The organism is Anaeromassilibacillus sp. SJQ-1, assembly GCF_046693725.1.
Lineage (GTDB): Bacteria > Bacillota > Clostridia > Oscillospirales > Acutalibacteraceae > Anaeromassilibacillus.
In genome coordinates this window covers 194,022-216,741 of sequence record NZ_JBKEIV010000034.1, presented here as the reverse complement: position 1 = coordinate 216,741, position 22,720 = coordinate 194,022, and the positions used below count along the sequence as shown (strand labels likewise).

General features: G+C 48.6%; 26 protein-coding genes, 1 tRNA gene and 1 pseudogene. 11 read left to right on the top strand and 17 right to left on the bottom strand.

Going from position 1 to position 22,720, the window contains the following annotated elements:
* Positions 1–221 precede the first annotated feature (221 nt).
* A complete protein-coding gene (locus ACGCCZ_RS08600) occupies positions 222–713 on the top strand; it encodes a hypothetical protein (protein WP_411655795.1) in 492 nt (163 codons plus the stop codon).
* The gene (locus ACGCCZ_RS08595) at positions 692–1,456 is read left to right on the top strand and encodes an O-antigen ligase family protein (protein WP_411655794.1); all 765 of its coding nucleotides are present in this window, start codon (positions 692–694) and stop codon (positions 1,454–1,456) included. Before ACGCCZ_RS08600 ends, ACGCCZ_RS08595 begins: the two co-directional genes overlap by 22 nt.
* Before the next feature lie 202 nt (positions 1,457–1,658).
* On the opposite strand, the gene ACGCCZ_RS08590 is transcribed toward ACGCCZ_RS08595, so the two are convergent.
* Both ACGCCZ_RS08590 and ACGCCZ_RS08585 read right to left on the bottom strand, forming a co-directional pair.
* Positions 1,659–2,291 carry a CatA-like O-acetyltransferase gene (locus ACGCCZ_RS08590; protein WP_411655793.1) on the bottom strand — a complete coding sequence of 211 codons (633 nt, stop codon included), beginning with the start codon at positions 2,289–2,291 and terminating at the stop codon, positions 1,659–1,661.
* Positions 2,292–2,393: 102 nt separating this feature from the next.
* Positions 2,394–2,469, bottom strand: a tRNA-Ala gene (locus ACGCCZ_RS08585).
* 94 nt (positions 2,470–2,563) lie between these two features.
* Here ACGCCZ_RS08585 and ACGCCZ_RS08580 point away from each other — a divergent pair.
* The 3 genes from ACGCCZ_RS08580 to ACGCCZ_RS08570 all read left to right on the top strand — a co-directional run bounded on the left by ACGCCZ_RS08580 (position 2,564) and on the right by ACGCCZ_RS08570 (position 3,539).
* Entirely contained in the window at positions 2,564–2,788 is a 225-nt protein-coding gene (locus tag ACGCCZ_RS08580) for a pyruvate formate lyase family protein (RefSeq protein WP_411655792.1), read from the top strand.
* A gap of 176 nt (positions 2,789–2,964) precedes the next feature.
* Positions 2,965–3,135: a hypothetical protein gene (locus tag ACGCCZ_RS08575; protein ID WP_411655791.1), complete on the top strand. Its 171-nt coding sequence runs from the start codon at positions 2,965–2,967 to the stop codon at positions 3,133–3,135.
* Between the two features lie 47 nt (positions 3,136–3,182).
* A complete protein-coding gene (locus ACGCCZ_RS08570; protein ID WP_411655790.1) occupies positions 3,183–3,539 on the top strand; it encodes a rhomboid family intramembrane serine protease in 357 nt (118 codons plus the stop codon).
* Positions 3,540–3,716: 177 nt separating this feature from the next.
* Here ACGCCZ_RS08570 and ACGCCZ_RS08565 read toward each other — a convergent pair whose 3' ends face one another.
* The 8 genes and pseudogenes from ACGCCZ_RS08565 to ACGCCZ_RS08530 form a co-directional block, all read right to left on the bottom strand.
* Complete coding sequence (locus ACGCCZ_RS08565) at positions 3,717–4,493, bottom strand: DeoR/GlpR family DNA-binding transcription regulator (protein WP_054322939.1); 777 nt, start codon at positions 4,491–4,493, stop codon at positions 3,717–3,719.
* Positions 4,483–5,379: a glycyl-radical enzyme activating protein gene (locus ACGCCZ_RS08560; RefSeq protein WP_411655789.1), complete on the bottom strand. Its 897-nt coding sequence runs from the start codon at positions 5,377–5,379 to the stop codon at positions 4,483–4,485. Before ACGCCZ_RS08560 ends, ACGCCZ_RS08565 begins: the two co-directional genes overlap by 11 nt.
* Positions 5,380–5,391: 12 nt before the next feature.
* Positions 5,392–7,227: a pyruvate formate lyase family protein gene (locus tag ACGCCZ_RS08555; RefSeq protein WP_411655788.1), complete on the bottom strand. Its 1,836-nt coding sequence runs from the start codon at positions 7,225–7,227 to the stop codon at positions 5,392–5,394.
* Positions 7,223–7,780, bottom strand: a pseudogene (locus ACGCCZ_RS08550) (pyruvate formate lyase family protein); the annotation flags it as partial. The pseudogene ACGCCZ_RS08550 and the gene ACGCCZ_RS08555, both read right to left, overlap by 5 nt.
* A 64-nt stretch (positions 7,781–7,844) precedes the next feature.
* A complete protein-coding gene (locus ACGCCZ_RS08545; RefSeq protein WP_054322942.1) occupies positions 7,845–8,783 on the bottom strand; it encodes a sugar kinase in 939 nt (312 codons plus the stop codon).
* Positions 8,784–8,829: 46 nt separating this feature from the next.
* Complete coding sequence (locus ACGCCZ_RS08540) at positions 8,830–9,834, bottom strand: aldose 1-epimerase family protein (RefSeq protein ID WP_054322943.1); 1,005 nt, start codon at positions 9,832–9,834, stop codon at positions 8,830–8,832.
* A gap of 12 nt (positions 9,835–9,846) precedes the next feature.
* Positions 9,847–10,275, bottom strand: coding sequence for a secondary thiamine-phosphate synthase enzyme YjbQ (locus ACGCCZ_RS08535; RefSeq protein WP_054322944.1), 429 nt, complete (start codon positions 10,273–10,275; stop codon positions 9,847–9,849).
* Complete coding sequence (locus ACGCCZ_RS08530; RefSeq protein ID WP_085532532.1) at positions 10,268–11,134, bottom strand: amidohydrolase family protein; 867 nt, start codon at positions 11,132–11,134, stop codon at positions 10,268–10,270. The genes ACGCCZ_RS08535 and ACGCCZ_RS08530 overlap by 8 nt, the downstream gene beginning before the upstream one ends.
* Before the next feature lie 327 nt (positions 11,135–11,461).
* Between ACGCCZ_RS08530 and ACGCCZ_RS08525 the strand changes: the two genes are divergently transcribed.
* From ACGCCZ_RS08525 to trxA, 5 genes are all read left to right on the top strand, one after another.
* On the top strand, positions 11,462–12,319 hold the full coding sequence (locus ACGCCZ_RS08525; RefSeq protein ID WP_054322946.1) for an AraC family transcriptional regulator: 858 nt from the start codon (positions 11,462–11,464) through the stop codon (positions 12,317–12,319).
* Between the two features lie 293 nt (positions 12,320–12,612).
* Positions 12,613–13,134 carry a flavodoxin family protein BilS gene (gene bilS, locus ACGCCZ_RS08520; RefSeq protein ID WP_411655787.1) on the top strand — a complete coding sequence of 174 codons (522 nt, stop codon included), beginning with the start codon at positions 12,613–12,615 and terminating at the stop codon, positions 13,132–13,134.
* A gap of 561 nt (positions 13,135–13,695) precedes the next feature.
* Positions 13,696–14,127 carry an RrF2 family transcriptional regulator gene (locus ACGCCZ_RS08515; RefSeq protein ID WP_411655786.1) on the top strand — a complete coding sequence of 144 codons (432 nt, stop codon included), beginning with the start codon at positions 13,696–13,698 and terminating at the stop codon, positions 14,125–14,127.
* Between the two features lie 46 nt (positions 14,128–14,173).
* The gene (locus ACGCCZ_RS08510) at positions 14,174–15,508 is read left to right on the top strand and encodes a cytochrome c biogenesis protein/redoxin (RefSeq protein WP_411655785.1); all 1,335 of its coding nucleotides are present in this window, start codon (positions 14,174–14,176) and stop codon (positions 15,506–15,508) included.
* A 76-nt stretch (positions 15,509–15,584) separates the two neighbouring features.
* A complete protein-coding gene (gene trxA, locus ACGCCZ_RS08505) occupies positions 15,585–15,896 on the top strand; it encodes a thioredoxin (RefSeq protein ID WP_054322949.1) in 312 nt (103 codons plus the stop codon).
* Between the two features lie 82 nt (positions 15,897–15,978).
* Here the strand turns inward: trxA and ACGCCZ_RS08500 are convergent, their stop codons facing one another.
* Both ACGCCZ_RS08500 and ACGCCZ_RS08495 read right to left on the bottom strand, forming a co-directional pair.
* Positions 15,979–16,722 (bottom strand): N-acetylmuramoyl-L-alanine amidase, encoded by a 744-nt coding sequence (locus tag ACGCCZ_RS08500; protein ID WP_085532520.1) that lies wholly within the window; start codon positions 16,720–16,722, stop codon positions 15,979–15,981.
* A gap of 53 nt (positions 16,723–16,775) precedes the next feature.
* Complete coding sequence (locus ACGCCZ_RS08495) at positions 16,776–17,663, bottom strand: polysaccharide deacetylase family protein (protein WP_085532518.1); 888 nt, start codon at positions 17,661–17,663, stop codon at positions 16,776–16,778.
* Positions 17,664–17,779: 116 nt separating this feature from the next.
* Here ACGCCZ_RS08495 and ACGCCZ_RS08490 point away from each other — a divergent pair, with 116 nt between their 5' ends.
* Positions 17,780–18,532 (top strand): hypothetical protein, encoded by a 753-nt coding sequence (locus ACGCCZ_RS08490; protein WP_054322950.1) that lies wholly within the window; start codon positions 17,780–17,782, stop codon positions 18,530–18,532.
* Between the two features lie 74 nt (positions 18,533–18,606).
* Here the strand turns inward: ACGCCZ_RS08490 and ACGCCZ_RS08485 are convergent, their stop codons facing one another.
* From ACGCCZ_RS08485 to ACGCCZ_RS08465, 5 genes are all read right to left on the bottom strand, one after another.
* Positions 18,607–19,557, bottom strand: coding sequence for an alpha/beta fold hydrolase (locus ACGCCZ_RS08485; RefSeq protein WP_411655784.1), 951 nt, complete (start codon positions 19,555–19,557; stop codon positions 18,607–18,609).
* Positions 19,558–19,699: 142 nt separating this feature from the next.
* On the bottom strand, positions 19,700–20,398 hold the full coding sequence (gene trhA / locus ACGCCZ_RS08480) for a PAQR family membrane homeostasis protein TrhA (RefSeq protein WP_242967268.1): 699 nt from the start codon (positions 20,396–20,398) through the stop codon (positions 19,700–19,702).
* 57 nt (positions 20,399–20,455) lie between these two features.
* The gene (locus ACGCCZ_RS08475) at positions 20,456–21,355 is read right to left on the bottom strand and encodes a hypothetical protein (RefSeq protein ID WP_054322952.1); all 900 of its coding nucleotides are present in this window, start codon (positions 21,353–21,355) and stop codon (positions 20,456–20,458) included.
* Positions 21,343–22,050: a peptidoglycan editing factor PgeF gene (gene pgeF, locus ACGCCZ_RS08470; RefSeq protein WP_411655783.1), complete on the bottom strand. Its 708-nt coding sequence runs from the start codon at positions 22,048–22,050 to the stop codon at positions 21,343–21,345. The genes ACGCCZ_RS08475 and pgeF overlap by 13 nt, the downstream gene beginning before the upstream one ends.
* Before the next feature lie 344 nt (positions 22,051–22,394).
* Positions 22,395–22,706: a TfoX/Sxy family protein gene (locus ACGCCZ_RS08465; RefSeq protein WP_411655843.1), complete on the bottom strand. Its 312-nt coding sequence runs from the start codon at positions 22,704–22,706 to the stop codon at positions 22,395–22,397.
* Positions 22,707–22,720 lie beyond the last annotated feature (14 nt).

Below are 22,720 nucleotides of genomic sequence, written 5' to 3'. Positions count from 1 at the left end.
CATAAATTCAGCGCAATAGCTAAAAAACGCCGGAAACTGTGATTTGATTCAATAGAATATTCCTCTTGCTCAAAATAGAAAAGCTGTATATAATAAAGTACCGTATGAATGGGCATATCCGCGTTCTATTGTTCCGCCAATTGGACAGAAACTCTTATTTTTGCGTCCAGCTAGGGGTGGGACATCCTGTGGGAAAAGAACGATTTTTTACGAAAGGAGGAATGGTCTATCACTCAGACAATGGAATCTGTTTCGATTCGTTTGCAAGCGTGGGTCAAGCAATTGGATATAGATACCGCCGCGCCAATGGCGCTGGTGATCTCTTTGTTTTTTCCCTTTATCTTTCTGTTGTCACGGTAAGCGCCATTGCAGTGATGACAATGGTCAACTATCGAATGCGGTCAAAAGCATTGGAATCTCCTTATTGCAAGGCACTGCTTGGGGCACTGATCGTACCTTTCTTCGTTTCAGCCGTGTATAACAATTATATGGGCATGCTTTACAGTATGCTGGTTTTGGCAGCTGTGATTTGTGCATTTTACCTGCGCAGCGTGATGACCGGTTCTCTATTCAACCGCATGATGGATGCAGCCTGTGTGGCAAGTTATATTCTGCGCAGGACTTGCGTTTTTGCAAAAAGCCGCATTGTTTTCTACAGCACCGGATTACCGGCCGACGTCGGTATTTTCCAATGCCAATTACTATGCGTATGATGATCGAATTTTTAGTTCTGATCGCATTGTACCGCCTGTTTACCAATTCAAAAGAGCGTGTTTTTTACAGTGTTGTGATTGCTGTCAATTTGCTGGGACTTTATTTCTGCGCAAGTATGTCTTCTTGTATGGGATTGCTCTGTGCCGTATTGGTGATGTTTTATCTCAAGAAGTATTATAAATGGATGGGACTATTCTTAGCACTGGCGGTCTTTGCCGCAGCTAGTAGCCTGTTATTTCCAATTCTTTTCCCACGCGTCGAAGCGATTGATACCACATTTGGACAACGCCTCTCTATTTGGGCGGCAGCCATTCAGGGGATTCAGTCCCATCCTATCTTCGGGATGGGGCCTACGTCATATCAGATGATCTATCGTGTGTTTGATGGGTATCAGACGTATCATTGCCATAACTTGTTGCTGGATACCCTCTTGAATTATGGAATCATCGGGACAGGGGCAATGGGACTCTATATCTTTGTTCAGTGTAAAATCCTATGGCTTCGGTTCCGAAACCATATCTGCAACGAGATGAACATTCTCTTGACGGCCGCCTTTGCTGCCGTGATTGCTCACGGTGTTACCGATGTGACGGTATATTGGATTCAAACGGGAATGTTGTTCTTGATTCTATTTTCTAGCACAGGAATCTGTGCAGACTATGTTGAGAGTAAGCTCCGTTTGCCAAAGTTGCTTCACATCCCAAGCTATCCAGCGAAAACACATACACATTCTGTGTATTGAATACCGGATTACAAAAAAGAGCTTCCTGGGGAACGAAAGGTCCCTAGGAAGCTTTTTATTGCTATTTGTTTCCTATAAGCTAACTTCACGATCATTTACCAATAATACCCTTATATGCATTTTAAAACGAAGTAGACAAAAAAGGCCGTTATAAAATTGACTCTGAGTTTGTACTTCGATGTTTTCAAGAATATAATCCCACTTATAGGAGGTTGTCTGCCGTCTCTTTTAACTGCTCAAAAAAGCGGCTGATATGCTGGCCATCGTTTACTGCATGTGAAAATTCTGCGCCAACCGGCAAAAGGAAACGGTCTCCTTGGTGAGTAAGCTTTCCAAAAAGAACAAAAGGAACAAAATCTTCTTTGGGTTCTCCTCCAAAGCAAAAACCGGTAAATGGTACACCTGGAGCAATTGAGACGCCAAAGATATTTTTGGGCATAGTTTCATCGCAAAGTAGACGTCCACAATGTTCAGCAACCTTGTAGTCCTGTTCAAACGTATGGTAAAATGTCAGAAAGTCTGGGGAATACACAGAATATTTCATGGAAAAAAGTGTTGGATTGTCTACCCTAGGCACTGTGTAATATGGATGGAGTTCCTCCCAGATTCCAACACAGTGTTGCTCATCATAAGCATATCGAAATTCGGGATATTGATTGACGACCTTAGCAGTACAATAAACTAGGGAAGGGTACAGGCGTAAACCCTTCTGTTTGATGTGACAATACAACTTTGTCATATCAAGCTGTTCGGTTATATAAATAGAGGAATTCTGAAAGAACTCCAAATATTCCTTTCTCTCCCATTGATCGTAAGGAATTCGTATAAAAGCCATAGTTCCCTCCCAATAAAGCTCTCGAATCTGAAAAATAGGTTTTCCATGACAACCAACAATAAAAAAAGTCTGAACGCATTTATGCATTCAGACTCAATTGAATGGTGGACCTGAAGGGATTCGAACCCACGACCTCTCGGATGCGAACCGAACGCTCTCCCAGCTGAGCTACAGGCCCATTTTTTCCGCTAAACGATTTCTTTTTAACGGCGAGATTCATTATAGCATGTTCTGCTGTATAATGCAAGCCCTCAGGCAAAATTTTTGACAAAATGTTGCCGGATTTTCTCAAGTCGACGTTTTCATACGATTGGTTGCGACGATTGAGTGATGCTCGCAATTGGGCTGGTATGGGTTGCAGCGAGGTACGGATTCCGGGCAAACATGGTACCGGCGTTACGCCCGTCTATGTCAATGTGATGAAGCTGTTGGAGTTGGCATTTCACGATGGTTATAATCCCAATACAGGCAAGTGTCTGTGCCCGTCCAGGCTTTGATCTTTCAGCCTCCAACAGGGGATAAGTAAAAAGGTAATCCCAAATCTGGAAGGATTATGGTACAATAAATAATATGGAAAGGTGCCAAAAGTTTACAACGACTCCCACAAGTACCGATCAAAGGAATTTTGATCCCTGATCGGTACGCGCTGGCTTCTATTGAACGGAGGGACGATATGCCACTGCTAAAACGAATCCATTACAACGCACCTGTGATTTTAACTTTCTTTTTGCTCTCTCTGGCTGCACTGCTTCTCGGCGCGATGAGCAATGGCTGGACAACGCAAAGGCCTCTTTTCCGTCTATCGCGCCCCCTTGACGGTACCCTCTTAGTTATGCACGCCTAATTGGCCACGTCTTTGGCCATGCCAATTATGAGCATTTTGCTGGAAATATGCTTTTGTTTTTAGTTGTAGGGCCTCCGATGGAAGAGAAATATGGCAGTAAAGTTCTTTTGTTAGGGATTCTGCTGACCGCGGGGATTTCTGGATTGTTGCAATGTGTCTTTTTCCCTTCTACAGCACTGTTGGGGGCAAGCGGCATTGTGTTCATGCTCATTATGCTCTCTTCATTGGCTGGCATGAAGGAAGGGCGAATTCCTCTAACCCTCATTCTAGTTGCGGTTCTATATCTTGGTCAAGAAGTCTATTCGGCTCTTTTTGTACAAGATCACGTAGCTCATTTTATGCATCTGGTGGGTGGCACTTGTGGTACTATTTTTGGGTTTATTATCGCTCAAAAGCGTCTCTGACAAAAGCGCTCCTATCACCATATAAAATACGGCAAAGGGGGTATCCCAAAACTACGAATCTTTCGATTCATAGGGAAGGGCGTCCTCTTTCTGGCTGAAAAAATATCTGCGTTTCTAAAAAAGAGGGTATCCTTCCGTCATTTCATGACTTTTGGGACACCCTCTTTTCCTTTTCTGTTAGACTATGTTGACATGCATCCCTCGTATCCGCAGATTTTCACAAAGTACAGAGTCCGCACTGCTGTCTGTGAACAATTCTGCCACACAAGCCGCATTCAAGAAAGAAACCGTTCCACTTTTTCCAAGCTTTGAGCCATCCAAGAGCATGCAGACGCGCTCTGCACTTCGCACCATCTCCCGGAGAGCTTCCGCGCGTTCCATATCCACACCAAAAAAGCCGCCGGAATCGGTAAAACCGTCTGCTCCTACGAAGGCAGTACCCACATGAAAATCCTCTAAGCAACGTTTGATTAAGGGCCCTACCATACACTGGGAATGCTTCTGGTAGCTACCTCCCAGCAGAATAATCCGACCATCCGGCTCCTTACAGAGATTCGCCGCTACATAAGCAGAGTTTGTAAGGATTGTCACATTGCGCCGGGTTTCCACCACCTGAGCGGCAAACATCGCACACGTACTACCGGTTCCAACAATGATTGTTTCGCCATCCCGTACCCTTTGGGCTGCGGCAGCGGCAATCTTCAGCTTGGCCTCATAGTGCAACGCCATGTGATAATTGGTGTCATCCGGGTTTGGGAGGGTGGCATAACCGCGCCGCCGGGCTAGAATCCCCTTTTTCGAAAGCGTATTTAAATCATTTCGTACAGTCACTTCACTGGTATTTAGCAGGCGGGCAAGCTCACCCGTCTCAATTTCTCCACGGTCTGCTACCAGCTCAATCATCTTTACATGGCGTTCGATCATGTCCATTCTCCCATCCGGATTAACGTTCATTTACTTCCACAATAAGCCCCTTTTTGTCCAACTGGTCCACAATTTTTTGTACCGAGGCAACGGACAACGGTTCGTTGCCCAGTTGATAGGGCATACTGAGATTGGTATATTTACTGATTCCAAAGGTGTGATAGGGGAGTAAAGTGACCTTTTGGGCGCCATTCTCCCAGGCAAAATTGAGAATATCTTGCAATTCTGACGCAGTATCGTTAAACGTCGGAATCACGGGGACCCGCAGATCGGTTACATTGTGCGTCAAATAATACTGGATGGACGCCAACGTCTGTTGGTTGGTCACACCTGTAAACCGGCGGTGCTTTTCATCATCCGTATGTTTTAAGTCCACCATCACATAGTCGAGAAGGGGGGAGAGGCGCGCCGTCAGCTCCAACGGATAATTTCCGTTCGTCTCAATGGCAGTCTGGATTCCATTCTCACGGCAAGCCTCCAAACACTGCAAAAGGAATTCTCCTTGCATAGCGGGTTCCCCGCCGGAAAACGTGACCCCACCACCGCTGCGTTGATAAAAATCCCGGTCCTTACAGACCAGCTTGACCACCTCTTCCACCGACCGGTCATATCCCACCAGCATCAGAGCATCATTTGGGCACAGGTCAATACAATGGCCACAGCGCACACATTTTTTGTGATCGGTACGGTATCCATCCGCATCGTGGGAAATAGCCCCCTCAGGGCAAACCTCTTCACATCGGCCACACCTTGTACACAGGCTATCTTTGCGCAAAACCTGCGGCTTTGGAAGGAGCGATTCCGGATTGTGACACCAGAGGCAAACCTGGTTGCAGCCCTTGAGAAAAACAACTGTGCGGATACCGGGACCGTCGTCCAGACTAAACCGCTGGATATTGAACAAATGACCTGTCATAGGGACCTCCGATTAAGCAAATGCATCGTATTCTGTACGGGCAATCAAGTGATCTTGCCACTTCTTTTCCAGTTCGCAGTAGAAGCAGCTGAATCCAGCAACTTTGACCACCAGAGAACGGTAATTTTCCGGATGCTGCTGCGCGTCGATCAGGATTTCGCGGCCGACTACATTAAACTGTACCTGGAAACCGCCCTTTTCAAAGTAGACCGCTATGGCCTGCGCAATCTTTTCAATTTTCTCCGGACTGTTCAGAGCAGAGGGATGGAAACGGATGTTGAGAATGGAGCCATTGTCCATCAAGGCGTGGTCAATCTTTGATAAGCTATTGAACACACCGGTAATCCCCTGTAGATCCGTACCGGGGGTGGGGGACATGTTATCTGCCAAACTTTCCCCTGCGCGCCGTCCATCCGGGGTTGCACCAACCACGGCTCCATCGGTCACGTTCATGACAACGGTCTGCGCCGTACAACCGAATTGACCTCCGCGCAATGGGGTGAACTTGCGCATCTTGGCCGGCAGGATGGTAAACAGGTCGCGGCAGAGATCATCCACCTCGTCGTCGTCGTTTCCAAACTTCGGCGCATTGAGTAGAGCCTTGCGAATTGCCATACCTTTATCGCTGGCAAAATTCTCATCCATGGCCTCGATGACCTCTTTTAACGTGTACTTCTGATCTTTGAAACATACGCGGTCCAGTGCCTCCAAAGCGTTTGCGGCATTCGGATAGCCGTGCGCGTGTACAATGGTATCGTTGTAATTCGGGCCACGCCCCCAGGAGATGTCTTTTCCCATCTCGATGCGGTAATCGACCACGCCGGAGAGGAAGGGGGTTGGGGTGAGCGTATAATAACTCTCCGCAATTGCCCGCTCAATCCGCGGGATAAAGGGGAGATAGTAGTCAAGCTGTTCTTCCCAAAGGGCGATGACCTCTTTGAGATTGCGGCACTCGGAAAAAGGCCGGCTGGACGGGCACAGGCACTTGCCTGTATTGGGATTATAGCCATCGTGAAGTGCCAACTCCAACAGCTTCATCACATTGACATAGACGGGCGTAACGCCGGTACCATGTTTGCCCGGAATCCGCACCTCGCTGCAACCCATACCAGCCCAATTGCGGGCATCACTCAACGGGATTCCTGCGCGGACCATCATATCAACCGCCACATCGTCGTTGAAGAAAGCGGGCATACCACCGCCATGGCGCACCAGCGCCCGGAGAGCGGCCTCGTAGAACGCAAGCGGCGTTGTGCTGCCCATACTGACAATCACAGTGGGGATATTCATATTGGTATTGCCGAGTGCCTCCAAGAAAAGGTATGATAGATCGTTCACCGCCGTCTTACCGTCTTGGGTCTGTCCTCCCAATGTGATGGTCTGGAAGAGCTGATTGCCGCCCAAGTTTTCGGTAGTGCCCCAGTCGCGCAGTTTATTTGCCTCAAAGCATTTCAGCAGGAAACATTCACAGAGCTGCTGGGTAAAGTCCGCATCGATCCGCTTTTCCGCAAGATCGCGGTCGTAGTATTTCTTTAAATAGCTGTCCATACGGCCCATAGAAATGCTGTGGCCGTTCGACTCGATCTGAATCATGAGATGGATAAACAAAACAAACTGCAATGCCTCGTAGAAGCTGTCCGGCGCCTTGCGGGGAACCTTTGCACAGATGCGGGCGATTTCGGTCAGGCTCTGCCCGGCGTTCCGCGGTCGGCGCTGTCTTGGCCTTTTCAAAAGCCAGCTTTGCCAGCCGGTCTGCATAATCCAGTACCCCCTGCATACAGATGATGACGCTCTCCAAAAAGGCCTTCTTTTCCAAATATTCCGGGTCGTCTTCGCGCAGGAGGGCAAGGTTGCGCTCTGCTTCGTCGATCACACCTTCCAAGCCGATGTCGAGCAGTTTCACATAATCCGGAATGATATGCCCATCGCCGCTCTGGTTGTGCTCAATAATCATCGTTTCGTTGACGCTGGGGTGCTGTTCACCCAGCAGATATTCCCCGATTGTACTTTTCAGGTTGTACCCCACCCGGTCATAGTGGGTATATCCTTTCCATTTTTCGCACATGGCCAAAATTTCGTCATGCAGCTCCGCTGGCACTATAAAGCGTTGACGCTCGCGCTCTTCAAAGGTATCGAGCTCTTCTTCGATCCAGTCCACCGCAAATTCCGGGAACAGGGCGGCCGCCAGCGGCTTGCTGGCCGTATTGCCCACCAACAGATCATCGTCGCCGATATAGATGGTCATCTCCCGCAAATACCGCGCAAAAGCCTCTGCACGCCGGATCACCAGAGGGTGCTCCGGGTGGGAAAAGAATTCTTCTGTATAAATACGTCCACGCTCCATGCAGATTTCCGGGGGATAGGAGCGAATATATTCTTTGATTCGCTGTGTCCTCGTCATATGGATTCCTTCCTTTCGTTCCGTCGTTCTTGATCCTTTGTTCTATCGTTCTTAAATAGATTTCTTATACGTTCGCCTTCAAAAATGCTTCCAGCTCTTCGCGATTGGGGGCGCCCTCCATCGGCCCCTGTTTGCGTACACTCATTGCGCCGGCTGCACAAGCAAACCGGCCACACTCTTCGAGAGACTTCCCTTCGATCAGAGCGGTTAAAAAGGCCCCACAGAAGGTATCCCCGGCACCGGTAGGATCGACTTCTTCCACAGAAAAGCTGGGGACGGCGATCTTTTCACTCCCTTGGTATAGGATGCAACCATCGCTGCCGTTCTTTAAAACCACCAGCTTGCCTTGATTGGCCCATAGACGGCATCCTTCCTCATCGGTCGCACGGCCGGTAAACATTGCGGCCTCTGTTTTACTCGGGAAAAGAATGCTCGCCTTTTCGATCACTGGACGGCAGAGTTCCCGCACCTCCTCCACACTGAGGGATTCGGGACGGATGTTGGGATCAAAACTGATGCGGCTACCTTCAGGCAGTTCTTTGACAATGCGGTAACAAGTCTCCTGCAAACTTTTGCTCACACTCATATTGTAGCCAGTGAGATGGAACCACTTGGTTCCCTGGAGTTTCTCCATGTCGAGATCCTCTGCGCGGGTCATACCGGCCGCAGCATGGCGGCTGTGATACAGAAAATCACGGCTTCCTCCCGTATAATAGCAGACAAATGCACATCCGGTGGAGGCGCCGGGGATCTCCTTAACCATGCTCACGTCAACGCCACTGGAAACCATCTGCTCTTTAAAGCACTTTCCAAATGGGTCGGGGCCCACACTGCCGATAACGGCAGTCTTTGCGCCCAGCTTTGCAGCCACATTGACCGTGATGGGTGTATCGCCGCTCGCATATGGCCCGGTAAAGTCTGCCGGTTTATCCAAAGGTTTATCCAATTCCTTACGCATGATTTCACACAGGATTGCACTGACTGTCACAAGATCGTATGCCATGTTGTTCGCCCTTTCTCCATAAAATATTACACCAAATGTGTCTTTATTACAACTCCTCTATAAATGTAAAGTACAGAGTGTAGGTTTTGCTTTCTCCCGGCTGAAGAACAGGCGCTGTACAGCCCTCTTCGCCGATTTTCTTGCCATCCAGAGGTGCGTTCAGGGGTTCCATTCCCAGGACATATTCACCCTTTCCCAGCATTTTCCACTGACAGAAGCAGGGAAGATCGGCATGCTTCCAGGAAACCCGGACGCCGATGTGCCTGCGCGGATTATAGATGGTATAACCGCTTCGGCCCTGCGCATCCTCCGCCAGCTCATGGAAATAGCAGCATTCTTGATAGGGGTATGTCGGCGGTTTGATCTCCCTCCAACGGCTGATTTCCTGCGCGGCATGTGCATCACGCGGTTCCACGCCCAAGCTGTCCAAAAGAATCTCTGTATCCTCACAAAGCAACGGATAGCCAAAATTAATATGATAGGAGAGCAGAAAGGGCCGCGCCCCAAACCCATGGTTTGTCACCGTATCCGTAAGCGTGAAGGCATCCTCTCCATAGGAGAACGTGTACGTGCGGTGCAGGCGCAGGTTTTCCCCAAAGATGCGCGCCTCTCGCATCGTACCCTCCACGGTCAGTTCCATGGAATCCCCTGCGCGGTCGCGCGTAACGCGCACATCCTCTGCAGGACAATTGGCCTCCCGGCCGTGCAGCCCACGAACCTCGCCAGCGATCTCCGCCGGTGAACCAATATGTTGTAAACCGCACGTGGTCAGAAATCCCACATAAAAACTACGCAACCATTCCGTTCCACGGGCGTCGTAGTAAGCCGGCGCTACAATGCCACACGGTGCAATGTAATTCAGGTTGGCCCCTTTATAACGCACCTGATAGAGGTCCATCGCGCGTCCAGGAAGTATGGTGCATTCCAATGCGCCGCCGTTATCCAGCTGAATCATACGGACGCCGTCCTGCCGCCCGCCCAATAACCGTGCCTCCCGTACACTCATCAATTGATCCGGCTCTCCAATATAAGCAAAGACATCCCGCGCCATATATCCCCCTCCTTATTCGCCAATCACATCGACAAAGACCGTTCTCTCTTGGGGGCCATCAAATTCCATCAAGGTGATCTCCTGCGCGGCGCCCATCACCATGTTGCCATTCTGGATGGGGAAGATACAACTGTTCCCTGTCAAGAAGCTTCTCAGATGGCCATAGGCATTTGCGCTGGTGCGCCCATAGGTGGGCAGAAAATGTGCATGGGAATATTCGGCGTCGTTGTCCACCAATTTATGTAACAAGACCTTGAAGTCATCCATAATACATTCCAACGGCTCTGTGACCACAATGCCACAGTTGGTATGTGCGACCACCGTTGTGACAATCCCACTCGTAACCCCGGATTCCTTGACATACTCCTTGACCCGATCCCCAATGTAATGGTAGGAATACTCGTCGTCGGTCAGGACACTGAACTGATAATGCTTAACCATTTTCTTTTTCCTCCAATCCTAAGAAACGCAGGGCATTGCCGCCCAATACCATCGCCTTCTGTTTTGGACGCAGATTCAAAACATCCACTGCACCCATCATGCGCTTTTGCTCGATACGGGGATAGGTACTGCCGAACATAACTTTATCCGCCAGCATGCGATCAATCCAATATTCACCCATCTGGACATTGAAAGTGGTGTGGAAGAACTGCTTGGGTGAATCAAAATAGAGCAGCGCCGTATCCGCATAAACATTCGGATATTTGAGCAGTAGCATGGCGGTCTCCATGATGTAAGGCCAGCCGAAATGGCCCAGGCAAACCCGCAGATCCGGATAACGCATCGCTACATCCTCAAATAGAACGGGGCGGGAATAGGTGGAGGGGCTGTCCTTCACCCAGGTCATCCCGGACTGGAACAGAATGGGTTTGTTGTACTTCAAACAGATCTGATAGATTGAGTCCATCAGAGAAAAATCATTGGGCGAAAAGTGTTGCATCGCAGGACTTAGCTTAAGTCCTGCAAGGTGCAGATCCTTGAAGGCTTTTTCCAAAACCTCCACCGCATCCGGCCGCTGTGGGTCTACGCTGGCGAATCCAATCAAGCGTTCCGGCTGTAAATCCACCAGAGTCCGCACTTCTTCGTTGGAAACAATGGTGTCCCCCGCACGGGTTGTCACATCCTCTGCACTGATGATACACTTGTCAATGCCCGCAGCATTGAGTTGTTTGATAAACAACTCCATCGGCCAAACATGCTGTTTGTAGAGAAAGTATTGCTGGCGGCGGAATTCCACGCGCTCTGGGTCTTGACAGATTTCTTTGATAAAGCCGGGGAAGGCATATACATCGATAACCATGTGATTACTCCTTTACCAATTGTATGTGGATTCTTTCAACGGCTTCATTATATCTCTTTTCCGTGCGAATATCAATTTACTTTCGTACGAAAATACAACATATTTTTTGTAGAATGCGCACAGACTGTTTTTAGGAAAAAGCTACAAATTTCCAAAGATTCTATTTTGTGCTTCCAGCGTAAATTCTTGCCGAATCAATGATACATTCCAGTGGGCTTATGGTATGATACAGAAAATCCCCTTTACAAGTAGCTCGCATTTTCGTGCATCGATTGCGAGGAAGAATCTCTAAAAATCCTCTATCCTAAAGATAAGGAGTTGATCTGCATGGACTGGATCACACGGTTAAATCAGGCATTGGCGTACATTGAGGAACATCTGGATGGCAAAATCGAGTTGGAACAAGCGGCAAAACTTGCCTACTGTTCCACCTACCACTTTCAAAGAATGTTCACTTATCTGGCGGGAATTCCGCTTTCCGAGTACATCCGGCGGCGGCGAATGACCCGGGCAGCGCTGGACTTACAAAACGGCGCCAAAGTTCTCGACGTTGCTCTAAAGTATGGCTATGAATCCCCGACAGCCTTCAACCGCGCATTCCGGGGGATTCATGGGGTTTCCCCCTCAAACGCTAAGGAGCCAGGAGTTCCGCTTCGTTCCTTTCCGCCGATCAGCTTCGTCATTACTATCAAAGGAGAGGTCGAATTGAATTATCGTATGGAACAAAAGGATGCATTTCGCATTGTCGGCATGAGCGCACCCCTGGAAAAGGAAATTGAGAAAAACTTTCAAACAGTTCCGGAACTTTGGAACAAGGCAGCCTCAAAAGGGATGCTTCAGAAACTTATTCCGCTGATGAACGGTCAGCCTTCGGGGGTACTCGGTGTCTGTGCCTGTGGGGAAAAAGAGGACTGGCGCTATTGGATTGCTGTGGCGAGCGATTTGCCCGCTGGTGATTTTGCCTCTTACACCGTCCCTGCCTTTACTTGGGCGATTTTCCCCGGAACCGGTCCCATGCCCGGAGCCATTCAAGAACTGGAAAAACGTGTTGCCACCGAATGGCTCCCGACATCCGGCTATGAATTTGCGGATGGCCCGGATATGGAGGTTTATCTCACCCCTGATCCGAAAAATGCAACCTTTGAGGTTTGGATTCCTGTCCGCAAGGCATCCGAGGTAAGATAACCCAAAAACGCGAGGGTAACTACTCTTTGCAACAAAAGGATACCTCTTCGCATGTGACGCTCTGAATCTGGTTAAAGAGGACGTGATTCAGAGCGTCCTTTTTGTACGTCTGTCCGAACCCGTCCGGCAACCGGCTTTTGTCCTCCTTTGTGGCAAAAACCCTCTTGAAATAAAGAAAGAAGCTGTCTTTTTTACAGTAAAAATGGTATACTTTTAAAAAAGAGTTCTTGCAGAATGTACTTACACCGGCCGTGGAATCTACCTGCCGCCCGATCATAAAGGAGGAACGTGTCATGAAATATGCCATTATGTATTGTTCAAAGACCGGGAATACCCGCCAGCTTGCAGAGGCCATTTATGAAGCATTTCCTGAGAAGGAAACTCGCATCGAAGCGGTCTCTGAAAAACAAATATCTGTTTCTGAGCCTGTGATCCTCGTTGGTTTTTGGGTTGACAAAGGCACCTGTCCTTCAGAGATACAAGCCCTTCTGCAAACGCTCCACGGCAAACAGGTTGCCCTGTTTGGGACTGCCGGCTTCGGGGCCTCTTCCACCTATTTTGCGGCCATCGCCGCACGAGTCCAAGCATTTCTTCCAGAGGACAATCGATTGCTTGGGAGCTACCTCTGCCAAGGAAAGATGCCAACCACTGTGCGGGACCGTTATGCAGCACAGTTGGCAGAAACTCCAGGCGACGCACATCTGCAAGGCCTTCTGGAAAATTTTGACCATGCCCGCACTCACCCTGACGAAAGCGATTTACAGGCCGCAAAGGAATTTGCAAAACGGATTCTTGAACAAACAACTTCTAGGTAACGGGCCATTTGCATTTTTTGTGTACATTTTGAGCGTATAGGGAAGTAGGAATCGCTATAGGAAGAGAAGGTCAATATAAAACATGATTTTTCCTTTTTGGTATATCCACGGGCCGAATTTGTTTCGATCACAGTAGCCAACGCTATCTATGGTTTGCTTTTCTAGTGGAGAGTATATAAATATGAGCGAGTATCAACAAAAGTAGACCTTACATTGAAGTTAAACAAACATGTACTATTAAATAATAGATTTTTTGAAGCGTCTGAAATCTGGCCGAATCCGTCTTGATTTCAGGCGTTTTTTATATTTTGCAGAAGATGTTCTTATAAATATTCATCTGCTCAAAAATAAGAAAAAATCCCATTTTTTGTAGAATAGGGTTGACAAAGCCAATCGTTCTCTCTATACTAACCGTTAGAAACTGAAATTAAAAAAAGAACAGTTTGTTGCCCCTATCTGCAAAAGTCTATCGCAAAGTGGGCTTTATAAGGCCAAGCGCTTTGCCGCTTACCTCTGACGTGCAAGGGGAAATCTGGATTCCAAACGGAGGTGGGATTCTTTTTGAACAGCGAATTTAGCGTAGCCGTTCACTCACTTGTCTTTTTAAATCACAGGGGAACCACACTTTCCAGCGAAGAGCTGGCAAAAAATGTGTGCACCAATCCGGCGCGAATCCGCAAGATCATGGCAAAGCTGAAAAAAGCTGAGCTGGTCGCCACCAAAGAGGGCATTGACGGTGGGTATCATTTTATTCGAGACCCTTCTACAGTGACCCTTCGTGAAGTCAGCGAAGCACTCGAGATGCGGTTCGTCTCTGCCACCTGGCAGAGCGGAGACACGGATATGAAATGCTTGATTGCATCCGGAATGGCCGCCATTATGGACGACATCTACGGGCAGCTTGACCAGCTTTGTCAGGTACATCTGGACGGTATCACCATTCAGATGATTGAAAATCGCATTTTTCACCATGAGACACAGGAACTGCTATAAAAGCGGTGCTGCGGTGGGTCTCAAATTCACTTAAAGGAGGTCCTATATGGGCTTTTCAGTTGAAACCGGCGTATCTGCCATCACCGTCTTTTTGCAGGGCATTTTGAGTTTCTTTTCTCCATGTGTGCTCCCGTTGGTTCCGCTCTATATTGGTTATCTGGCGGGCGGCACCAAAACGGTCGGTTCGGATGGTATCATCCACTATCAGCGAAAAAAAGTCATGTTGAACACGCTGTTCTTTGTGATCGGCATTAGCTTTGCATTTTTCCTGCTGGGTTTTGGCTTCACAGCGGCAGGACGCTTTTTTAGTGGGAACCGGCTGTTGTTGGCGCGTATCGGTGGCGTTATCGTCATTCTTTTTGGCTTATATCAGCTCGGCATCTTCGGCTCCCGTCTCCTCAGCAATGAACATCGCCTCCCATTCCGGCTTGACCGGCTGGCGATGAATCCACTGGTTGCCCTGGTGTTGGGATTCACTTTCAGTTTTGCATGGACGCCCTGTGTGGGTCCCGCTCTGGCAAGTGTTTTGTTGATGGCTTCCTCCGCCAATTCTGCGGCAACTGGTTTCGCACTGATCGGTGTTTATACATTGGGCTTTGTGATTCCTTTCTTAGCCGTTGGCTTATTTACCAGCACACTTCTTGATTTCTTTAAAAAGCACCAGCGCGTCGTCAAATATACGGTAAAAATCGGTGGCATTTTGATGATCCTGATGGGCGTAATGATGATTACGGGTTGGATGAACGGTGTGACCGGTTATCTATCTAGCTTTGGTGGTTCTTCGGGGAATACCACTTCAGAAAGCGCCTCTGTGGCGCCTCCAGTTTCCAGTGGGGAAGGGGACAACCATTCAGAACCCGAAAACAGTGCGCCGGCCTCTTCGGAAGCAGAAAGCTCCGAGCCAGAAGAAGAAATCCCTGAGATTCCAGCGCCCGACTTTACCCTAACAGATCAGAATGGTAATACGCACACCCTTTCGGACTACAAAGGACAGGTGGTATTTCTCAACTTTTGGGCCACTTGGTGTGGTCCCTGTAAGCAGGAGATGCCCGACATTCAGGCAATGTACGAGGAGTTCAACCAAAATAACGATGACGTTGTGATTCTTGGGGTAGCAAACCCCAAAACCGACGAAGTTCCATACAACCAGGATGGGACCATTGAGGAAGTCACACAGTTCCTTTCAGACAATGGCTATACGTACCCCGTTGTCATGGATACAACCGGAGAAATCTTCGCTTCTTATGGTGTAACGGCTTTTCCAACTACATTTATGATCGACAAAGAGGGAAATGTTTTTGGTTATATCACAGGTACTCTCACAGACAGCCTGATGCACGACATTGTGCAGCAAACGTTGGATGGCAGACGCTCATCGTAAAGAATCGCATAAAAGGTAAATCTTGTGGTATGATCGCAATAAACGGAGAAACGATAAGGAAATAGGAGGTATAAAAATGGCAGTAATTGAATTGACAAAAGACAATTTTAACGCAGAAACCGCACATGGCAAAGTGTTGATCGACTTCTGGGCGAGCTGGTGCGGACCGTGCAAGATGCTCTCTCCTATTGTCGACGAAATTGCAGAGGAAGCCCCGAATGGGCTGAAAGTTTGCAAGGTGAATATCGACGATTGTCCGGAACTGGCGCAGCAGTTCCAGGTGATGAGTATCCCCACTTTGGTTGTGATGCAGGACGGCAAGCCGGTAGCATCTTCTGTGGGAGTTCGTCCGAAACAGAAAATCTTGCAAATGATTGCAGAGGCGTAAATAGGGAGGCCGCTTCCTGGGATTTCCCCAGAAAGCGGCCTCCTTATTTCTATAGTATGATTCGTAAGAGCCTACGGACCACTTAACTGACTGTAATATAGGAGCTATCCACATAACCGACAATTCCATTGTAGGCGACCACGTACCAACCCTGCCATTCGCCATTGACCGTCAGTGTAGCACCGTTGGGCGCCTGGCCAACCACCTGCGCGTCGCGGCTGGGCCTTGCACGAATGTTCAAATTTCCCCCCTGTGTGCGTACAGTTCCCTGGCGCGGCGGCTGTGGATTGTCGATAAAGGGCAGCCCAAAATACTGCGTCAGGCTCTGAACAATGTTCGCGGCAATTCGATCGATGTTATTGCGAATCCATTCGGCATCCTCCGGGTTATCGTGATAGGCAATTTCAATCAGGACCGACGGCGCATTCGTCTTCGTGATCTCAGCCAGCCGTGTGGTCGAAACCGTCTTTACCAGATTTGGCTGGGGATAAATGTTCTTAAAATTGTCTGCAATGATCGTCGCAGCCTGTTTCCCGCGCACGCTGGCCGGATAGTAATAGACATCCGTTCCCTGAAGCTGCCCGGACAGGCTGGGAGGCGCGGCGTTAGAGTGTAGGGCAAGATGCAGGTCGTAGTATCCTTCGTTGGACTGCCGGATAGCCTGCCCTAGGGTCATGTCTTTACTGCTGCGCACATATTGGATTCCGTTGGCACGCAGATACGGCTCCATGGCGTCTGCCACCAGGTTCATGTAGTATTGTTCATCGCCGCCACCCGTGTATTTATTAAAAGGTTGCAGGGATGGACTAAGATAAATAATCGGCATGGTGTTGGTTCCTCCCATCAATGGTTTTCAGTGTATACTTTACAATATGCAGGTCAGGACGTGCTTGCTTTGGGTGGAGCAATTTTTTTGAAGAACGATGCGCTGCTTTGCCCTGGTGGACGCAAAAATCGCCCCAGACCATACAGGCATTCTGGGTCTCGAGTGATGGTATTCTTCTGATTGGCGCACCCAAGCGTTGCAGAAAATCCCAGGCTTCGTATGATAGGCACAGCAGCGTCACTAATCACCCCAAAAGGATAGACAAAGGTGGTGGGGGTATAACCGGTGTGTTCCTGCATCTCCTGTTGCATTTTTGTGACATCCTCTGTCAATAAGGCCGTGTATTCCGCCAAGCTCTCTCCGCGCAGTTTTTTGGTTCCCAACCGCTTTCCATCGCTCGCATGTAAATTATAGGTATGATTCTGAAATTCTACATAGCCGGAGTCCATCATCTCCTTGATCTGATCCCATGTCATATGAGAATAAGTCGCGTGATTCGCGTCTGCTTTGCTGAATTGATCGGTAAAATAGCCGATGGGCGAAATAACAATTTTGCTTTCGTATTTTTTTGCCAGTGGGAAAGCATACAGATAATTGTTATAATATCCGTCGTCAAAGGTCAACATAATCGGTTTCTCCGGCAGAGCCGTCCCTTTATTGACGTAATTTAAAAGGTCCTGCATATGAATGGTCGTGTATCCATTATCTTTTAGGTACTGGAGATCTTCTTCAAAGGTGTCCGGAGAGATGATGTATTTCCCACTTCCATCTTTCAGCATGCTGTGGTACATGATGATCGGTAACTCGATCTCTTCTGTCTGCACCTTGGCGCTGGTCGCTTCCGCGTGACCGATCTGTACACAGGTCAGGATTCCCGCAGCTGCTCCCACCAGGAACAAAAATAACGCCAATATCCGCTTGATTGAAATGGTTATGTACATTCTCTGTACGCTCCTTACACGATCTGGATTGGTGCCTGAAAGGAGGAATTCCATTCAAGCAACAGAACATTTATAAAAAATATATAGAGAATGCCGTGCATTTATGATATAATGTTTTGCAAGACGCTTTTAAACGATTTGAGTGGAAAGCGGAATTTCAAAATAAGTTGGTGAACAATTTGGATGAGAACAAAAAACAGGACCAAGTATCACAGGAACCCAAAGAAGAGATAGTAGAAGAGCAAAATCCTTCTCCCGAACAGCCTGTAGAACCGTCGGTTGAGCCGGAGTTGGACTCCAATGGAAAGCCCCGTAGAAAACTCAATAAAAAGGCTTATATCTGCGGCATTACTCTGCTCATTGTGTTCTTTGTCATTGCGATCTATCGTACCCATGTAAATGGCTTTGGTATGATCGTGCAGACTGTAAACTCCTATACATATGATGTCGAAACGTTGGAAACGCCAGTGCTTTTTACCATCAATTTAGACAACCTGGAAAGCAACAGCGGCAATAACGTCTATAGCGATGGCGAATGTTCCATAGAAGTATCCTCCGTCGAAAAGACGGACGATGGATATCTGCTTACTTTCATGGCGACACCCAAATATGACTTTTTCCAGAATTATGCCATTCTCGTCTCTGCAACCCAAGAGGAATATCAAATCGTATCGGATGGCACTGCCCACTTAGCCATATTGAAGGCGGAACTGAAGGGGACCTATGGCGACGAGACCTTTACAGGAACCCCCGGAGAGACAAACGACATCGGAACTCTTTTCACTTATACAATTCCGGTACAGGAGACTACCGGTAAGGTGACTCTTACCTTTGATGGTCTGCGGCGTATGAATTGGAACCTAAAATAGATCAAAAGAAGTAAGCCTGTTCCATTCCACAGGGGAAGGAACAGGCTTTTTTCATGTCATTTTGTTCATTTCTCTTATTCGGATACTGCCTGTGGCAGACCTTCTGAGGCAGACACGACGGATTGGCAAAACTGCAATAGATCCTGATAAACTTCCTGACGGTTGGTCTCTCCCAACAGCGCATGGCGCGCTTCAGGGTATAAGATCAATTGAACATCGTGTCCCGTGCGCACAAGTCTTTGCGCCAGTTGGCGAATGCCTTTTCCGAAATTGCCCAGCGGGTCACGCTCTCCACTCATCAACAAAATTGGAATATTGCGGGGGACACTGCGATACCATTGTGGAGAGCTGATCTGCTCCTGTAGTTGAAGAATGACACAATAACCAGAGACCGTCAGGTCAAAGCCACAAAGCGGATCGTTTTGATATTGGTCTATAAACTGATTATCGCGGCTGAGCCAATCGTACTTGGTACGATTCGGCGCAAAAGCCCGATTAAACCGGTCGGTAGAGTGGCGCGCAAAGGCCGCGTCATGCGCCTTGGGGCCAAATTTTCGTAATTTTGCCTCTGCAAAAGTCCGGCGTCCCGTCAGGAGACTTCTTTGAATTGGCCCGCAGGTATCAAGGTAAGCAACAGCGGATAATTCATTGCCGTAGCGAGCGCTATAGGCCCTTGTCAGAAAAGACCCCATGCTGTGCCCGAGCAACAGGTACGGAATCGCCGGATAGTCGCGCCGCATGGTTGTATACAGCTTGTGCATATCCTGCAAGAGGTTTTCACAACCATTCTCGCCAAAATATCCGTAAGAACCGCCTGTAGAAACGCTTTTTCCATGACCCAGGTGGTCATTGATTGCAACCACAAAGCCATTGGAAGCCATAAACGTGGCAAAGTCCAAATACAGGAGGCTGTGTTCCGCCATTCCATGCGCGATCTGTAAAACGCCTTTGGCGGCGGTCCGGTCAGCGGGCTCCACAATCCGAACAAAAATACGTTCCCCATCCGCATGAGATTCGAAGGACATCTCTCTGCAAAAGTTCCATTCTAGGAACCTCCTTCCAATGCCATTGAACAAAAAGCTCCGGTTGAGCTTTGGGTTTATTATACCGCAGCCCTACCGAAGCTTCGTAAAGGAATTGTAAATTTTCGACGAACAAAAATAAGAACTATTGAACAGCAATGTTATAAACCACCAAAAAGTGGAAAAAACTCCCCGCTACACAAAAAAAGTGCCAAACAGAATGCATATATTTGATCTTTCGGCCTACACCGTACAAAATCGCCCCAATGGTGTACAAAACCCCGCCGATGACCAAAAAGAGGAGGGAAGTCGTATCGATACTTTCAACCAGTGGGCGCAGGAAAAAGAGCACACACCAACCGAGCCCTAGATAGCAAATCATCGAAACGACACGGAACCGTTTCATATTGACCGCATTGAGGACAATCCCCAATATGGATACCGCCCAAACAAAGCCAAATAAAAACCATCCCGAAGCCCCGCCGATACTGAGCAAGGAGACCGGGGTATAGGTTCCGGCTATCAATAGATAGATCGTACAGTGATCGAGCACCTGAAAAACCTTTTTAGCGCGCCCCACACCCAACGCATGATACAATGTAGATACGGTATAGAGCAAAAACATAGTGCTTCCATAAATGGAAACACTCACCATGGTGAGTGCATTGTGTTGTCCATTGACCAGCAGAAGAACCAGCGCCACAATAGCGAAGGCAGCGCCTAAGCCGTGGGATATGGCATTCCAGATTTCCTCTGCGGTTGTATAGCTGGGCAGGCCCAGCCGTTTTCTTCTCCAGGCCCGCCGTTCACTCCGGCGCGGCGTCCGGAAGGTTGACTTTCCCATACCATCCATCCCTTCATGTGGCAATTTCAAAACCTTCTGCTCTGCGGTGTTCTTATATCAGGATGGAAGCCCCTCCAAATCAAAGGGAGGGATAAAGTCCTTCTTGGCGGACTTCCGCTCCTGTACATAGCCATCCAATCCTAATGCAAATAAATGCTGCTGCACCTTCTCATATTCCCGCTTGGTAATCCGGCGGTCAATCTCTGGATAGTCCGCTGCCCTACCGCAGGGAACATATTGGGCCATCAAGCTCACCAGGGTTCCTTCTGGCAAATTTTCTTTGAGCCAATCGAGGACTTCAATGGAATTGCGTGTATGGCCGGGAAGAATCAAATGCCGCACAATGGTCCCGCGTTGCAACATGCCGTCTCCATCAAAAGACGCAGGTCCGGTCTGGCGAACCATCTCCAAGATGGCTTCCGCTGCATGTTCCGGGTAATCCGCCGCTCCGGAAAGGCGCTGAGAAAGCGCAGAATCCCGATACTTGTAGTCGGGCAGATAAATAGAAATCAATCCTTCCAGCATCCGCAAGGTTTCTGCCCGCTCATAGCCACCTGAGTTATATACGACAGGCACCGGGAGTGGACGAAATCGCAACGCCTCTGCAATACCAGATGCAAAATGTGTGGGATTTACCAAGTTGATATTATGCGCTCCCTGCTCTATCAGACGAAAAAACACATCGGAAAGCTCTCGAGCTGTCAAAGCACGGCCCACTTCCCGGCGTACACTGATCTGCTCATTCTGGCAAAAAACACATTGTAGGGAACAACCGGTAAAAAAAACCGTGCCCGAGCCCTTTGTACCGCTGATGCACGGTTCCTCCCAAAAATGAAGTGCTGCTCGCGCCACAACTGGCATCGCGCCCATTCGGCAGTACCCATTGCCTCTTTTTGCATCGCGCCGTGCACCGCACATTCGGGGACACAGGTTGCACAATTCGATCAGTTCTGGCATGCAGATGCCTCCTTTAATGCAAAAAATGCCGCCAAACCGCCGCGTTTTCCACCGCTCGCGCGGTGAGAATAGAGCAGGTCAGCATGACATTGCGTGCAAAGCTCTGCAATAGAAATTCGTTCCGGTAGAAGTCCTGCGCACAACAAAGCTCTCCGGTTGGCCTCCCATAAATTGAGCATATATTTTCCATTGCCGCCATTTTTTATAAAATTCTCCGGCCGCCAATCCATTTTGGCGGCAAACGCCTCTGCGACTGGTTGGTCCACTTCATAGCAGCAAGGACCAATAGAAGGCCCTATGGCCGCGAGCAACTCCTCCGGCTTGCTGCCGAATGCCCGCTCCATCGCCTCGGCCATTTTCATTCCCATTCCGGCAACCGTCCCGCGCCATCCTGCATGTGCCAAACCGATCGCCCGATGTACAGGGTCCAAAAAATACAGCGGGACGCAGTCCGCATAATAGGTCACCAATGTGACGCCAGGTTGATCGGTAAGCAACCCATCCACACTCTCTCGGTCACGAGGACGCCAGATACCGATTCCGCAATCCGCCTTTGTAACCCTGCGGATTTCTGTGTGATGATCCTGAGCGGAAGCGATGAGGGAATCGAATGCAAAGCCCGCAGCATCACAAAACCGATGATAATTTTCCAAAACGGTCTCGTCCGGATCTCCCCGATGGAAGCTCAGATTCATCGAAGCAAACTCTCCCCGGCTGACTCCACCCAAACGGGTAGAAAACGCATGCTGGACAAATGGAAAAGCAGAAGAGAGGGAAACGTCAAATAAGACACTCCTTGGTTTTCGTGTAACTCCATATTTCGGGTATTATAATGCTTCACAGGCGCCATAGATAACCCTCCTTTTGAGATCCAACAGAGAAATATCGTTTGCATTTTATCATAAGTAACATGGAAAAGCAAACCAGAATGTACGGTTTCCCAGTTTTGGAACGGTCCGATCAGCAGAAAAAAATCTGCTTCTCGTAAAAAGCATTGTCCAGCAGTACGGTGTCGGTTCTACTGGACAATGCTTTCTTCTCATCGCTTTTTCGGCTCTGGCAACTCTTCATACATACCGGCGACAAGGCGCTTTAAAAATGCGCAGTCGTCCACCTCTTTGACAAAAAACATCGGTTTGGCCCCGGGATAGGGAAGGGTCTCGCGGCCATCTGAGGACAGATGTGCGCTAAAAGGAGTTCTCTTCACCAGTAAGCGGTCGTCATAGATACCGCCAAACCCTTTTCCACGGAAATATAGAAGGTACTCTCCCATCATTTTTCGGCTGGTGATCCCTTCTAGGCCACCAAGCTGCCCCAAAATAAACTGCAAATAGGATTCGCTGGAAGCCATGTTGCCTCTCGCCG